Here is a 14,011-nt window from a genome sequence, read left to right on the forward strand (position 1 = left end):
GTCGGTTGCTTCCGGCATAGTTGCTTCCGGCATGGGTCACTACTTCTTCATGGCTTGCTCATACGTCGTCTGGGTGAACTCCGCAGCCTGCTCGGGCGTCAATTCGCCGGTCAGCACCCGCTGGAACGTCTGCACCAGCGTCGCCTGAACCTCGGACGGCAGGAACTCGAACCAGAGCGGCCCCGTCTTGCTGTAGGACTTCAGATCGTCGATGTAGCTCGTCACGAGCGGGTCGATCTTCACCTTCGCCGGGTCCGGGTTCACCGTCATCGGGACATTGCCCTTCTTGTTCTGGTAGATGTAGAACCCTTCGTCGTTAATCATGAAGTCGAGCAGCTTAAGCGCGGCGTCCTTATGCTTGCCTTCAGCGACCGCGAAGCCGGTCTCCGTCGCCACGACCGGGACGCGCTCCTGACCTTCGACGTTCCACGGCGGCATCATCACGCCGGTTCCGAAGTCGCTGCTGAGCATCGTGCCGGCGAGCCAGACGCCGCTGAACGACATCGCCGCCTTGCCTTGCAGGAATTCGTCGTTCGCCTGGCTGTATTGCAGGCTCGTCACGCCCTTGATCAGATAGTCCTTGTCGAATAGCGTTTTGAACTTGCCGTAGATATCCGCATATTCCGGCGTGTTGAAGTTGAACGTGCCTTCCGCGATCTTCTTGACGGCGTCGGGGTCCTTGCCGATGACGTTCGTCGCGAAGCCGTTGCTCCATACCGTGTTGTTCACCGTGCCGTCGGCCCCCGCGACGATCAGCGGCGTAATGCCGGCGGCCTTCAGCTTCTCGCACACGGCGAGGAACTGCTCCCAGTTCTGCGGCAGCTCGGCGATGCCCGCCTTCTCGAACAACTGCTTGTTGTAGAAGATCAGCGTCGTCGACAAGCCGCCCGCGATGCCGAACAGCTTACCCGTGCTGGAGGTGAAGACGGGCTTAAGCCCTTCGATCGTATTGTTCGCGGCTGCCGTATCCGACAGGTCGACCAAGAGGCCGTTGTCGGCCAGTTGGGCGCCGAAGGTGCCGCCGTCGATCGTCATGAAGTCCGGCAGCGAATTCGCCGCCGCCTTCGGCTGCAGGTATTCCGCGTTCGTGTCGTTGGGCACCTGGGAGAAGTCCACCTTGATGTTCGGGTACTTCTCGGTGAAGCGATCCATGATCTCCTGCGCGGCGTCGATCCAGTCCGAGCTCATGAGCGACACGGTGAGCGTAACCTTCTCTTCCTTCGCCGGCTCCTGCGACGCCGATGCGCCCGATGCGGGAGCGCTGCCCGAAGGCGATTCGGCCGCGTTCCCGTTCTCTCCGTTATTGCCTCCGCAACCGTACAGCACCGTACCGAGAAGACCCGACATCGCGACAACGGCCATCGTCTTGCTTCGCTTGGCTGCCATCCATTTTCCCCCTTGTAGGTTTGGCTTACCGAGAATATAGCACATCCCCGAACGGCCAATAAGGCAACAAAATTCATATACCGTCTCATATCTTCACAACTTCGCCACAGACGCCTCCCCATCCCCGGAGTTACATGTTATATTTAGTTACATAACCTCCGACAGGCGGTGAGTTCCCGGCATGCCCGTTCGCTCATACGTCCGCAACCTGAGCATTCGCTCGAAGCTGATTCTGTCGATTTACAGCTCCATCCTTCTTATCTCTGGAAGCCTCGGCTACTTCTCTTACAAGATCAACGTCGACAACGTCGTCAACAAGGTCGGCATCGCCAATCAAGCGACCGTCCGTCAAGTCAACAGCAACATCGACTTCCTGCAGCACGAGATCGACGATATCTCCATGCAGCTTGAGCTCCACAATCTGGTGCAATCGTTCCTCAAGAACCCGGACGGCTCCCTGTATGCGGATAAATCCCTGATGTTCACCCTCAGCCTGATCGCAACGAAGAGCTACATCAACCTGATGATTCTGTACGACCTGAACGACAGCCGGATTCCGTATCACAAGAGCAACGACGGAAGCAACGGGATCTATTCATTCAGCGACTTCGCCCGCAGCTCCGCCTACGCGAATATCCTGCGGTTGAAGGGCAAGCCGTACTGGTTCCCCGCCGACGAGGCGGACCTGATCCAGAACAACAAGTACCCCAAGCTCGCGATGGGGCGGATGGTGCGGGACCTGGAGGACTTCCATGACATCGGGCTGCTGATCATGGCCATCAACGAGAAGCATCTGCGGGACCTGTACGCGGACAATCTTCAAGGCAACGACAGCAGCGTGGCGATCGTGGACGAGGAGGGACGCCTTCTCTCCAGCGGCGGTCCGGCGTTCTACCTTGAGGGCGACTCTTCATCGCGCTATATCAAGGAAGCCGGGCGGAGAAGCGAAGGCTCCCTGCAGGAGACGATCGGCGGCCGGGAGCTGCTTATCAACTACATAAGCAGCAACGAGATGGGGTGGACGATCTATTACGCGGTTCCGATGGCTTCGCTGACCAAGGAAGTCAACGGCATCCGGATGCTGACGATTGTCGTCGTGCTGGCCGTGCTGCTGCTGCTCCTGCCCTTGATGCTCGTTCTGTCCTCGCTGCTGACAGCGCCGATCAAGCGGCTGCTCGGGTCGATGAAGAAGTTCCAGGAGGGCAACTTCGAGGAACGGGTCGAGGTGCTCGGCGGCGACGAGATCGGGCAGCTCGGGTCGGGGTACAACCAGATGGTCGCGAACATCAAGGAGCTGATCGACAACATGTACGTGCTGCAGATTCGGGAGAGGGAGGCGGAGCTGAACGCGCTGCAGGCGCAGATCAACCCTCACTTCCTGTACAACACGCTGGATATTATTTTCTGGAAGTCGCAGGCGTCCGGCGACCGCGAGCTGGCCCGCATGGTGTTCTCGCTGTCGAAGTTCTTCCGATTGAGCCTGAATCGCGGGGAGGGGATGACGACGGTCGCGAGGGAGAAGGAGCTGATCGAGCACTACCTGCTGCTCCAGCAGATGAGGTTCAAGCAGAAGCTGGCGTACGAGGTCGAGATCGAAGACGATCTGCTGCCGTGCGCGATTCCGAAGCTGATCCTGCAACCCTTCGTGGAAAACGCCATTGTACACGGATTGGAGCCCCAGAAGTGCGGAGGGAGAATCCGGGTATCCGGCGGCCGAATCGGCGGACGCTTCGGAACGCGAATCCGGTTCGTCGTCAGCGACGACGGCGCCGGCATGGACGAGGAGACGCTTCGCCGGCTGTTCGAGCCCCCGCCTTCGCCGCCCTCCTCATCTGCCGACAACGACAACGAATTGTCCGGGAGCGGAGGCTATGCGGTCCGCAACGTCAATGAACGCCTTCGCCTTATCTACGGAGAGGACTATCGGTTAAGCTTCTCGAGCATTGTGAATTCGGGAACCCAGGTGGAGCTTGAAGTGCCCCTGCGAACGGTTCCGGACCAAGGGAGGAATTCCGATGATCAAGCTGCTCATCGTTGACGACGAGGAAGAGATTCGCCGGGGAATCCGGAATCTGATCGATTGGCCGGCCAACGGCATTGAAGTATGCGGGGAGGCGGGGGACGGCGGGCAAGCGCTCCAGGCGATCGATCAGCGCCGTCCGGATATCGTCCTGCTCGACATCCGGATGCCGGAGATGAGCGGCCTGGAGGTGGCGCGGACGATGCGGGAACGCAAGCTGGCCGCGAGGCCGATCATTCTGAGCGGCTACGACGACTTCTCCTTCGCCCGGCAAGCGATGGCGTGCGGGGTGTCGGACTACCTGCTGAAGCCCTGCCTGCCCGAGGACATTCTCGGAACCGTGCTCAAGCTGAAGCTGGAGATCGAGAGCGACCGCCTCGAGTCGGAGCGCCGGCAGGCGCTGCAGGCGAAGCTGAACGAGAGCCTCCCGCTGCTGCGGGAGAAGCGGCTCTCCGATTGGCTGCGCGGAGAAGCAGGCGCCGCCTCTCCGCTGCCCGAATGGCCGGGGACGGGCGGCATCCCGTCTGCCGATTGCCGGTGGATCGCGGCGATCGTGCGGATGGACGAAGGCTGGCCGTCCGGCGCGGAATCGCCGCTCGAGCCGGGCAACGAGAAGCTCGGGCCGATCGTTCGTCAGGGGGTCGCGGCAGCGCTTGCGGCCGGCCGGGCGAACGTTGCGGTCATCGACGACCGCGACGGCATGGCGGTTCTGGCGGCGCTCGGGCCGGGCCGGGACAAGATCGATCACGTTCGTTCCCTGACGGAGCTGAAGAACGACATTCAGGCGCTGCACGGCTTCACGGTATCGATCGGCATCGGCACCGCCTGTTCGGGAATCGCGGGGCTGCGCCGCTCCTATGAGGAAGCCGTCCAGGCGATCGAGGGTCGCTTCCTGACCGGCGGCGGCTCCGTCCTGACGTTCAAGCCGTCCGACCTGTCCCGCTCTCCGCTTCCGGAATACCCCGCCGAAGCGGAGAAGCAGCTCCTCGCCGCGATCCGCTCCGGCCGAACCGCTCCGGTGGAAGCCGCCCTGGACACCTTCTTCGCATCGCTGCAGCCCGGCCCCGCCTCGCGGGAGCGCGTGGCGAAGTGCTGCACCGCCCTGCTCATGTCCTTGTATCGGCTGTGCATCGAGACAAGAACGGACCCGGACGGCATCTTCGGCCCGCGCATGTCGTCGATCGACCGAATTCTGAAGCTGCAGACGCTCGGGCAGATGAAGAGCGTCGTCCGGCACGCCGCCATCTCCCTTCGCGACAAGCTGAGCGCCAAGCAGAGCGGGCACAAGACGATCGAGCAGGCGCTGCGCTTCATCCACGACAACTACGACAAGGAGCTGAGCCTCGAGCTCGTCTCCAGCCATCTCTACGTGAACGCCAACTACTTCTGCCTGCTCTTCAAGCAGCATATGGGCGTGGGCTTCATCGACTACGTTCACCGCGTCCGGATCGAGCGGGCCTGCGAAGGCATGCGCGACTTCCCGTACAAGACCTACGAGATCGCCGCCAAGGTCGGCTATTCCAACGAGAAGTACTTCTGCCGCATCTTCAAGCAAGTGACCGGCATGACGCCTTCCCAATACCGCGCCAGCGTAAGCTAGGCGCGGGCAATGCTGCCAGGTTGGTATAACGCAGACAGCCAGGCGATTCCCATATTAGTACATCTAGCGCGAACAACCTCCCCTTTCCGCGCATTATGCCTCTTCTCCCCTTGGATCAGGAACCTCTCCTCCCCGGCTCAGTGCTCTCCGCTCCGGCTCAGCCTTATCCTGAACGAGTGGGAGAAGAGCCATAATGCCGGCAGAGCGGATAGGGTGCTGGGAGAGGAGGCAACAACGCATGTTGGGTTAGGCCCTAGCCCCCGCCCGCTCGGCGACGGCGGCGCAGGAGCCATGCGGCCAGCTCGGCGACAAGGCCGACTGCGAAGCCGATGGCGGCCAGCTCCATGAACGCGAGGATGCCGATCAGATCCTCCCAGCCGCCCGCCTCCTTCCGCGAGTAGACAAGCATGGCGAGCAGACCCGCCAGCGTCCCCGCCGTGAATGCCAGCCAGAGCAGCCTTGCGCCAAGCCACCCCGCCAAGGCCGCGACCAGCGAGAGCGCGGCGGCGAGCAGCACGAAGCGGAACGCATGAACGAAGCGGAATGCCTGCCCCAGAACACCGAAGCGAATCGCCAGCAGCAGCACCGCGAACAGCGCGAACTCGCACGCCCCCCAGATCGCCCATTGGCCGCTGCGAGCGGCCGGCACCGCGAATTTGCGTCTCGTCGCCATCGTCCCATCCTCCTCCTAAGAGCCTGTTCCGTTCGAATTCCGTCATTTTGCACAGCATCCGGTCGATTCCTGATTATTGTAGCACAGCATGGGGGGGGAACTGGAAGAATGCCGGGCCTGCGGGGGCGGTTGACATTTAGCTGACATCTTGATCCTGTATATTCAAGGTGCGAACGTTGCGATATTTTGAGGTTAGGAGGTTGGGAGAATGAGTTCGGAGAACGAGAACAATGGCGCCCAGAACCGGTTGTCCGAGTCCGAGTTGAACCAAGTAGCGGGAGGCAGCCTTCTCGGTTCGATCGGTTTGAACGGCAAAATCGACAAGGGCAGCGGCACGAGCGAGAAGCCGCCTTTCACGACACTGCCGATCGATATTAAGCCATCGGAGTAAGCTCGAACGCGGCGGCGGGGGCCGAACCGATTCCGTCCGGTTCATCCTGCGTCTCCGCCGCAGCTTCGGCTGCGTTGTCCCCGCCGCCGTCCAACCCATCGGACCGCGTTGCCCCGAACGTCCCCCTCCCGCCTTGTTCCCGAGTTCAATGCACCCCGAGTCGAATAAAGACGCCGATGTCGGCGGACATGACGATCGGTCCGCCCTGCAAACCATATAAGAAAGGATAGTCCGGCTGTGAAGAAAATCCTGATTGTCGAAGACGATGTATCGATCTCCATGGTGTTGAAGGCATTCCTGGCCAAGGCCGGCTACGAGACCCTGCAAGCCTATGAGGGCGGACAAGCGTTGACGCTGTTCGACACGTCGAATCCGTCGCTTGTCCTGCTCGACGTTATGCTGCCCGACGTGGACGGCTGGGCGATTCTGCGGCAGATTCGCCGACAAAGTGCCTGCCCGGTTATTATGCTGACCTCGCTCGACGATATCGACAGCCGGTTGGAGGGTCTCCGCGGCGGCGCCGACGATTATATCGGCAAGCCGTTTGTCGGAGACGAGGTGGTTGCCCGCGTCCAGGCGGTGCTGAGACGGCTGCCTCAAGTCGTGACCAAGAACACGACCACCATCGGCAGGCTGACCATCGACTACTCCTCGCGGGAAGTGTGGCTTCAGGGAAGACGGGTGGCGCTGACGCCGCGGGACCTGGACCTGCTTCTGTTCCTGGCAAGCCATCCGAACCTGACGTTCGACCGCGAGCAGCTTATTCACTTTGTCTGGGGCGCCGATTACGAGGGCAGCGACAGAGCGGTCGACCTCGCCGTCAAGCGAATCCGTCAGGCGCTGGCCGGCTGCACGGAGGATGAAGGGGAGATCGTGACGTTCCGGCGGGTCGGGTATCAATTCCGCGTCAAGACCAATTCCATGTACGTATCGGGAGGCTAACTGCATGACGGCGATCCGCCAGGATCATCTGTATGGAGGGTTTAAGCAAGTCGTTGCTGTCAGTATCGGGCTGTTCCTTGTATTCCTGGACACGACCATCGTCAATATTGCCTTGCCCAGCATGACCCGGGATTTGCAGATCGGGCTGAGCACGGCTTCGTGGATCATCAACGCGTTTGTAATTACCGTGGCCGTCTTGCTTGTAGCGCTCGGGAAGCTCGCCGACATCTTCGGAAGCTACCGCACCTATATGACAGGGCTGCTGCTGTTTACAGCCGCTTCGCTGCTCTGCGGCTTCGCGCCGAACGCGGCCAGCCTGATCGCTTCCCGCGTGCTGCAGGGAATCGGCGCGGCAGCGGTCGTGCCGGCCAGCCTGGTGCTTGTGCGAGCGGCGGTGCCGCCTCGGCAAGTCGGCGCGGCCATGGGCATATGGGGAGGCGTCGGCGCGCTGGCCATTGCCATCGGCCCCAGCCTGGGCGGCATTGTTACCGAGTATTGGAACTGGGAATGGATCTTCTTCGTCAATCTGCCGATCGTGGCCGTCTCCCTTCCGATGACCACCTTGGCCTTCTCGAATCACCGCGATCGGCGCGCTCCGTTCCGCCTTGATGTGCTCGGGGTAGTTACGCTCGGCATCAGTCTGTTCGGCTTGACCTATGCGATCCTGCAAGGTCAGGAGGCCGGCTGGGGGGCGCCCCGCATTGTCGGTTCGTTCGCGATCAGCCTGGTCAGCGCGCTTCTGTTCCTGTACATCGAGAGCAGAACCAGGGAGCCGCTGATCGAACTGAGCATGCTGCGCAGCCGGGTTTATCTGGCCGGCATGGCAGCGAACTTCCTGAGCGGCGTCCTGATGATGGGGACGCTGATCGTGCTTCCGCTCTACTTTACCAATGTGAAGGAATTTAGCGTCCTGACGTCTTCCTTGATGATTACTCCCCTGTCCGCGGTCATGCTGATCGTTGCCCCGCTGGTCGGTCGGCTGATCGACAAGGTGCGCTATTATATCCCGATGCTGATCGGCTTCGGCTTCGCCGTTGCGGGCTTCCTCCTGCTGTCCGGGCTGCAAGCCGATCTGAGCAACGGCTATCTGATCGGGGTGATGGCCATTGCCGGCACCGGCATCGGCATTCTGATGGTGACCAGCGTGACGATCGGCACCGCTTCCGTTCCGGAACCGCAAGTCTCGCTGGGATCGGCGGTTTATGCCACGGCGCGCAACATGGGCGGAGCGGTCGGCGTTGCCCTGTTCGTATCGATCATGCTGAATTCCGCGAACGGCTATGCGGCATCGGCGGCAGAAGAGGCGATTGCTTCCGTTCGGCAGGCCGAGCTTCCCGCCCCTGTCGAGACGAAGGCAATTCAATGGCTGAACGAGCGCCAAGGCAGCCTCCTGAGCGGCAGCGGCACGGAACAGGAGCAAGGCACGGCTTGGAGCCTGGAGCTGTCCGAAGCGGAACGGCAGCAGCTTGACGACAGCGGCCTGTTGGCCGAGACGACGGCCAAGCTTCAGCGCCTTGAGCAGGACCTGAAGACATCCGTCAAGGACTATACGGTCAAGGCGATGGCCAGAGCCTTCACCGTCGGCCTGATTCTGTCCGGCCTGTTCAGCATCTCGCTGCCATTCCTGCGCGAACGGAAGGAACGGTTGCCGCACACAGGGAATTCCACCTATTCTGTCGAATAACAAGGATGACAGGATAGGAGACGAACGCGAACCGATGATGGGGGGATCTGCACCGTGTCCGATACGATTCGCCGGAGAAGTCTCCTCCGTTACTGGTCGGTTCGTTACTTCCTGCTCCTGCTGGCCGGCATGGCGGTCGTCGGGGGCTCTGTGCTCGGTTATCTTCAGGTGGATGCCGTCGCCCGGCAGAAGCAAGGAGCAACCGGTCTCGTGCGCGATGTTGCGACGGCGGCGGCCGCCAACGGGGGACGGATTCCGGGCAATCCGTCAGCGGGACGCTGGCTGAGCGAGCGGGTGAACCAATACAACCTGGATATCAGGCCGATCGTCCTCATCTTCGACCCGCAGGGCCAAGTGATCTCGCAGTTCCCTCCTGTACCTCCCCCGGAGATGGAGTATCTTCGCTACGATCTGCAGGACGTCCTGAACGACGAGCCTCGACTGTTTACGATTCGTTCGGCTCTCGACGGCACGGTATATCAGGCGGCCACGTATCCCGTGTCCGAATCGTCCCGGACAATCGGGTATGTCCTGTATTTAACGCCGCGGGTCGACATTGTGCAGGGAATACTGGAATTCAAAGTGTTGATCTTCCTGCTGTTCGCATTCGTATTGGCCGGCTGGGCTGCCATCTATGTAATGACGCGCCGCGTGGTGCAGCCGATTCGGCAAGCGGCGGACGCCGCGAACCAGATGATCACGGGCAATTATTCCCTTCAATTCGCACGGGAGTATCGAGAACAAGAGATGGTTGAGTTGATGGAGTCGTTCCAGGAGCTGGCGGACAAGCTCAACCGGCTGGAGAGCCTGCGCTCCCAACTGCTGGCCGGCGTCACGCACGAGTTGAAGACGCCGGTCACTTCCATCAGCGGCTTGATTCAGGCCGTGAAGGGGCAGGTCGTGTCCGGGGACGAAGCGGATATGTTCCTGGAAGTCTGCCTTAAGGAAAGTGTACGCTTGCAGAAAATGATAGAGGATCTGCTGGACTTCAACAGCTTCGCGGACAGCACGATTGCGGCGGTGAACGACCGGTGCGAGCTGAACCGGGTCCTTGCGGGGATCGTGGAGCGATGGCGGATGGGTCAGGGCCGCTCCGAGCTGGAGGTAATCCTTGAGCTCCCCGAGCGGGAGGAAGGCTGGAGCGTGCGAACCGATCCCGGCCGGATCGAACAAATTATGATCAACCTGCTGAACAATGCCCGGGACGCCTCGGCTCCTGCCGGAACGGTGTCGATTCGTCTCGCCGCCGCCCCCGATGCCTTCCATATCCGAATCCACGATACGGGGAAGGGAATTCCCGCAGCCGAGCAGGCGGAGATCTTCGAGCCGTTCTATCGCGGCAACAACAAGAAGACGCGTGTCCGGGGGCTCGGGATCGGCTTGACCTTCAGCCGAATGATTGCCCGGTCGCTGGGCGGGGATCTCGTTCTGTCCGACAGTTCCCCTGGAAGTACGACGTTTACGCTTACGGTTCCTTCCTCTTGAGAAGCGCCGCCGGATTCGATTACGCTTGCGATCACTCTATGGAGATTGGGGTACCCACACCGTGTCCATTCCTGCGCGTCACCCGAATTTGCTGCAATACTGGTCTATCCGCTACTTCCTGATGATCTCCGTCAGCATCGCCGTGATGTTGATCGCTTCGCTATATATCGTCTCGTATTCCGCAGATAACAAACAAATCCGCAGCTTGGCGGCCATGGCGCGCGACATCGCGGCTGCGGCTGAGGACAACGGCGGCATTCTGCCGGAGAACCCTCCTCTGCAGAATATGTTGGAAGCTATGGTCAAGCGGCACGAGCTGACCGGCAGACCGATTCTGTTTATTCTCGACCGCGACGGCGGCATTCGCCAGCAGCATCCATCCGATCCCCCGGACGGGATAATGGAGTTCAAAGAGCGGCTGGCGGAGATTATGACAGGCTCGGCCCATGTCCTGGACTTCAAGCCGAAGGCGAACGGGCTGTCTTATCGGGCAGCCGTCGAGCCGATGTCGACCGGTTATGTCGTGTATCTCGAGCGGAAGCAGACTCAGCTCAAGAAGCTGTTTACCAGCTCCACCAGATTTATATTGTTAAGCATGTTCCTGCTGCTTGGCTGGGCCGTCGTCTACATGATGACGCAGAGGCTCGTCAAGCCGCTTCGGGAGGTGGCTGCGGCAGCCCAGCAGGTCGTGGCCGGCAGCTACGACGTCAGCATCGACAAGCAATACCGGGAAGCCGAGATTTACGAACTGACGCATTCCTTTAACGAGATGGCTCGCCGGATGGCCCGTCTGGAATCGCTGCGCTCGCAGTTGCTGACGGGCATAACGAAGGAGCTGAGGACGCCGGTCGTCTCCATTCATCACATGATTCAAGCGGTGAGGAATCGCGAGGTTGGCGCAGAGGAGGCGCAGGCGTACCTGGAGGCTTCGTTCGAGGAGAGCAAACGGCTGCATCGTATGATCGAGGATTTGCTTGAGTTCAACCGCTTCGCCACAAGCAGCATCCCCGTCGCCCAGACAAGCTGCGAGCTGAAGGAATGGCTGGCGGACACGATCGATGGATGGAGAGCCGATCAGCCTAATCTCAAGCTGAGGGTAGATCTGCATGTATCGCCCGATCGGAACAATTGGCGGATCTGGACCGACCCTGTACGTCTGGAACAAGTGCTGGTCAACTTGCTGAACAATGCTCGAGACGCCATGCGGGGAAGCGGCACGGTCAAAGTGCTGCTCCGCTGCGAATCCCAGGCCATCCGCATTCAAGTCCAGGACGGCGGCAGCGGCATCGCTCCGGAGGAACTGGACGCCGTGTTCGAGCCGTTCTATCGCGGCAAGAACAACACGACCGACCGCCGGGGACTGGGCATCGGCTTGCCGTCCGGCCGCTTGATCGCCCGGGCGCTGGGCGGGGATCTCGTCCTGTCGGACGGCACGCCCGGGCAGACGACGTTCACCCTGACGCTTCCCGCCAATCATCCGGCATCCTGAGCGAGCGCGGCGGCGTTCCTCGGGATGCCGTATTTGCCCAGCAGCTCGGACACCTTCGATTCGTTGGTCTGCAGGTAAAGATTGACCCAATTCAGCAGTTGCACATGATCGGGCGATACGGCCACCGAGATCGGGTCGATCTGATCGTTCATGATGATGAGCTGAAGCTCGATCGAATGGGTCGGATTGCTCTCGACCATGCTCTTCAGTTGCAATTCATCATAGAATATCGCCGTAACGTCGCCCTTCAATACCGCCTCCAGCATGTCCTGCGCGGTCTGGAACGTCTTCAGCTCGGCATGGGGGAACAGCTCGCCCGCGAACCGCACATAGGAGGTTCCCGCCACCGCGCCGATCTGAATCGGCGTCCGGCCCTGGCGGATCGTGTCCAACAGGGAGCCGTCGGTCTTCCCCAGCCGGGCGGCCTTCAGCCGATTGACCAGCAGCCCTTGCCGAAGCGTCAGATACGGCTGCGAGAACAGCGTCTTCTTCGCGCGGGATAATGTGGCGCTCAGCTTGGAGACGGCAATGTCCGCTTCGCCGGAGGCGACTTGATCGACAACCTGGTCGAACGACTGCGCGGTGCGGACGAATTCGACGCCTACGCCGAATTGCGCCGCCAGATCGGTCGCCAGCTCCACATCGCTGCCCGTCAGCACCCCATCCTCGTTCGTGTAGAAGAACGGTTCGCGATCCTGAGAATAGACAGCCACGCGCAAGACGCCGCGATCGTAGATCTGCCTCATCTCCGGGGCGTATTGGGCCAGCTCCTCCGGAGCCACCGCCACCTTCTTCGGCGCATCGGCAGGGGCCTCGATTGCTTCCTCAGCCGAAGCCGAGGGGGGAAGCGATGCCGCGGCATCGTTCCCGGCAGCCGGACGTTCCGGTATCCCGCACGATGCCAATACCCACAAGAGGACGAATACCGACATCGCTGCAGCGATTTTCCTCATGTTCCGGCTCCTTCCTTCTCGACGATAAGCATAGCGGCCGCACTGTTGATATGAATATTGGATACGGTGACGATCGGGTTGATCAAGGAATTGACGGCCATCAGCAAGATGACCCCGGTGCTGTAAGGCAATTGCAGCGGAATCGCCACGAGCGAGATCATCGAGATCGCTACAATGCCCGGCGTGCCGGCCCCGGCAATCGCCGTCAATACCGAGCCGACCCAAATCACGATCAGCTCCTGGAGCCCGAGATGCACTTCGTACAATTGCGCGATAAATATGAGGCCCAAGGAGTAAATCATCACCATGCTGTACCGGCAGATCACGATGCCGAGCGGCACAACCAGATTGACGGAATCGGTATCGAGCTTAAACCGGTTGCGCAGCGCATCGAGCACCGAAGGCATGGTGGCGATGCTGTTCTGCGTTCCGAACGCGATCGTCAGCGATTCCTTCAGCCCTCTGAGCGATTCCGAGAAGGACAGCTTCGACTTGACGGAGATGAGAATTCCGCTCGCCGCCATCATCGCCAATGCGACGACATGGATCAGCCCGGTGAACTTGAACATCGCCAGCATAAGCTCGACACCCGTTCCGGCAATCTGTCCCGCTATAATGAACAGAAGGCCGAACGGCAGGATGTACATCGACCAGGAGATCACCTTCTGGAACATCTTGAACAACAGATCGACGATCGATAAGAATTGATGGTCGCCGGAGCGAGCCGAGAGAAATCCCAAGGCCGACCCCATCACCACGGAGAAGAACAAAATCTGCAAGCTGTTGCCTTGACCCAAGGCAATAAATATATTCTCGGGGATCAGATTAAAAATAAAATCCATCAGCCCGTTGCTGCCGCTGTCCGTGTCGCCGGCGCCAACGCCGGAGTAGCCTCCGGTCTCGTTGTCCAGCAAGATCGTGCCGAGCACCGCCTTGTTGCCCGCAGAGATGGACGCCCCCGGCTTGGCCAACAGGCCGACCGCAATTCCCAGGGCGCTGACCATAAACATGCTGCTTATAAACACCAGTATCATTCTCACTAGCAGGGAGGTGGAACCGTTCGACATAAACAGCCGCCCCACACTCGATACGATCGCGGTGACCATGATCGGAATTACGCACATTTTCAAGAATGACAAATATAAATTGCCGTAAGGCACCAGCTTCAGGGACAACTCCGGCTCGTACAACCCAAGCCATATCCCCGCGGCAATACACCCCAATATCGTCCACACCGACTTCAGCCATCTCATTGAACGTTGCACCTGCACTTCGCGAATGGATAATGGGCGTAAATCCGACTGCAGCAGGATATAGCCACGCCAGCCGCAAGGAAAGAACCCCGATCCATCCGGGGTTCTTCCTCTCCGCCGCGAGCGGGCGGTAAA

Annotated in this window: 11 protein-coding genes; 7 read left to right on the top strand and 4 right to left on the bottom strand. The window is 60.4% G+C overall.

What is annotated here, in order from left to right; translation table 11 throughout:
- Positions 1-39: 39 nt before the first annotated feature.
- Positions 40-1,386 carry an ABC transporter substrate-binding protein gene (locus E6C55_RS17365; RefSeq protein WP_168735709.1) on the bottom strand — a complete coding sequence of 449 codons (1,347 nt, stop codon included), beginning with the start codon at positions 1,384-1,386 and terminating at the stop codon, positions 40-42.
- A gap of 181 nt (positions 1,387-1,567) precedes the next feature.
- Here E6C55_RS17365 and E6C55_RS17370 point away from each other — a divergent pair, with 181 nt between their 5' ends.
- Together E6C55_RS17370 and E6C55_RS17375 are read left to right on the top strand one after the other, a co-directional pair.
- A complete protein-coding gene (locus tag E6C55_RS17370; RefSeq protein WP_136371080.1) occupies positions 1,568-3,424 on the top strand; it encodes a cache domain-containing sensor histidine kinase in 1,857 nt (618 codons plus the stop codon).
- On the top strand, positions 3,402-5,006 hold the full coding sequence (locus tag E6C55_RS17375; RefSeq protein WP_136371081.1) for a response regulator: 1,605 nt from the start codon (positions 3,402-3,404) through the stop codon (positions 5,004-5,006). Before E6C55_RS17370 ends, E6C55_RS17375 begins: the two co-directional genes overlap by 23 nt.
- 253 nt (positions 5,007-5,259) lie before the next feature.
- On the opposite strand, the gene E6C55_RS17380 is transcribed toward E6C55_RS17375, so the two are convergent.
- A complete protein-coding gene (locus E6C55_RS17380; protein ID WP_136371082.1) occupies positions 5,260-5,679 on the bottom strand; it encodes a hypothetical protein in 420 nt (139 codons plus the stop codon).
- A 208-nt stretch (positions 5,680-5,887) separates the two neighbouring features.
- Here E6C55_RS17380 and E6C55_RS17385 point away from each other — a divergent pair, with 208 nt between their 5' ends.
- The 5 genes from E6C55_RS17385 (at position 5,888) to E6C55_RS17405 (ending at position 11,670) form a co-directional block, all read left to right on the top strand.
- Positions 5,888-6,070: a hypothetical protein gene (locus tag E6C55_RS17385; RefSeq protein ID WP_136371083.1), complete on the top strand. Its 183-nt coding sequence runs from the start codon at positions 5,888-5,890 to the stop codon at positions 6,068-6,070.
- A 237-nt stretch (positions 6,071-6,307) separates the two neighbouring features.
- Positions 6,308-7,012, top strand: a complete 705-nt coding sequence (locus tag E6C55_RS17390) for a response regulator transcription factor (RefSeq protein WP_136371084.1) — start codon at positions 6,308-6,310, stop codon at positions 7,010-7,012.
- A gap of 4 nt (positions 7,013-7,016) precedes the next feature.
- On the top strand, positions 7,017-8,696 hold the full coding sequence (locus E6C55_RS17395; protein WP_136371085.1) for an MFS transporter: 1,680 nt from the start codon (positions 7,017-7,019) through the stop codon (positions 8,694-8,696).
- A gap of 54 nt (positions 8,697-8,750) precedes the next feature.
- Positions 8,751-10,181: a HAMP domain-containing sensor histidine kinase gene (locus E6C55_RS17400; protein WP_136371086.1), complete on the top strand. Its 1,431-nt coding sequence runs from the start codon at positions 8,751-8,753 to the stop codon at positions 10,179-10,181.
- A gap of 61 nt (positions 10,182-10,242) precedes the next feature.
- Positions 10,243-11,670, top strand: coding sequence for a HAMP domain-containing sensor histidine kinase (locus tag E6C55_RS17405; protein WP_136371087.1), 1,428 nt, complete (start codon positions 10,243-10,245; stop codon positions 11,668-11,670).
- Here the strand turns inward: E6C55_RS17405 and E6C55_RS17410 are convergent.
- Both E6C55_RS17410 and E6C55_RS17415 read right to left on the bottom strand, forming a co-directional pair.
- Entirely contained in the window at positions 11,655-12,623 is a 969-nt protein-coding gene (locus tag E6C55_RS17410; RefSeq protein ID WP_136371088.1) for an ABC transporter substrate-binding protein, read from the bottom strand. The two genes, E6C55_RS17405 and E6C55_RS17410, sit on opposite strands and share 16 nt — an antisense overlap.
- Positions 12,620-13,876: a dicarboxylate/amino acid:cation symporter gene (locus tag E6C55_RS17415; protein ID WP_136371089.1), complete on the bottom strand. Its 1,257-nt coding sequence runs from the start codon at positions 13,874-13,876 to the stop codon at positions 12,620-12,622. The genes E6C55_RS17410 and E6C55_RS17415 overlap by 4 nt, the downstream gene beginning before the upstream one ends.
- Positions 13,877-14,011 lie beyond the last annotated feature (135 nt).

It is taken from the genome of Cohnella fermenti, assembly GCF_004801405.1.
Lineage (GTDB): Bacteria > Bacillota > Bacilli > Paenibacillales > Paenibacillaceae > Cohnella > Cohnella fermenti.

What these genes read in the sequence shown, in the direction of transcription:
- E6C55_RS17395 (WP_136371085.1), top strand. Translation starts at nt 7,017, where the DNA reads ATGACGGCGATCCGCCAGGATCATCTGTATGGAGGGTTTAAGCAAGTC.
- E6C55_RS17375 (WP_136371081.1), top strand. Translation starts at nt 3,402, where the DNA reads ATGATCAAGCTGCTCATCGTTGACGACGAGGAAGAGATTCGCCGGGGA.
- E6C55_RS17415 (WP_136371089.1), bottom strand. Translation starts at nt 13,876, where the DNA reads ATGAGATGGCTGAAGTCGGTGTGGACGATATTGGGGTGTATTGCCGCG.
- E6C55_RS17410 (WP_136371088.1), bottom strand. Translation starts at nt 12,623, where the DNA reads ATGAGGAAAATCGCTGCAGCGATGTCGGTATTCGTCCTCTTGTGGGTA.
- E6C55_RS17365 (WP_168735709.1), bottom strand. Translation starts at nt 1,386, where the DNA reads ATGGCAGCCAAGCGAAGCAAGACGATGGCCGTTGTCGCGATGTCGGGT.
- E6C55_RS17370 (WP_136371080.1), top strand. Translation starts at nt 1,568, where the DNA reads ATGCCCGTTCGCTCATACGTCCGCAACCTGAGCATTCGCTCGAAGCTG.
- E6C55_RS17380 (WP_136371082.1), bottom strand. Translation starts at nt 5,679, where the DNA reads ATGGCGACGAGACGCAAATTCGCGGTGCCGGCCGCTCGCAGCGGCCAA.
- E6C55_RS17385 (WP_136371083.1), top strand. Translation starts at nt 5,888, where the DNA reads ATGAGTTCGGAGAACGAGAACAATGGCGCCCAGAACCGGTTGTCCGAG.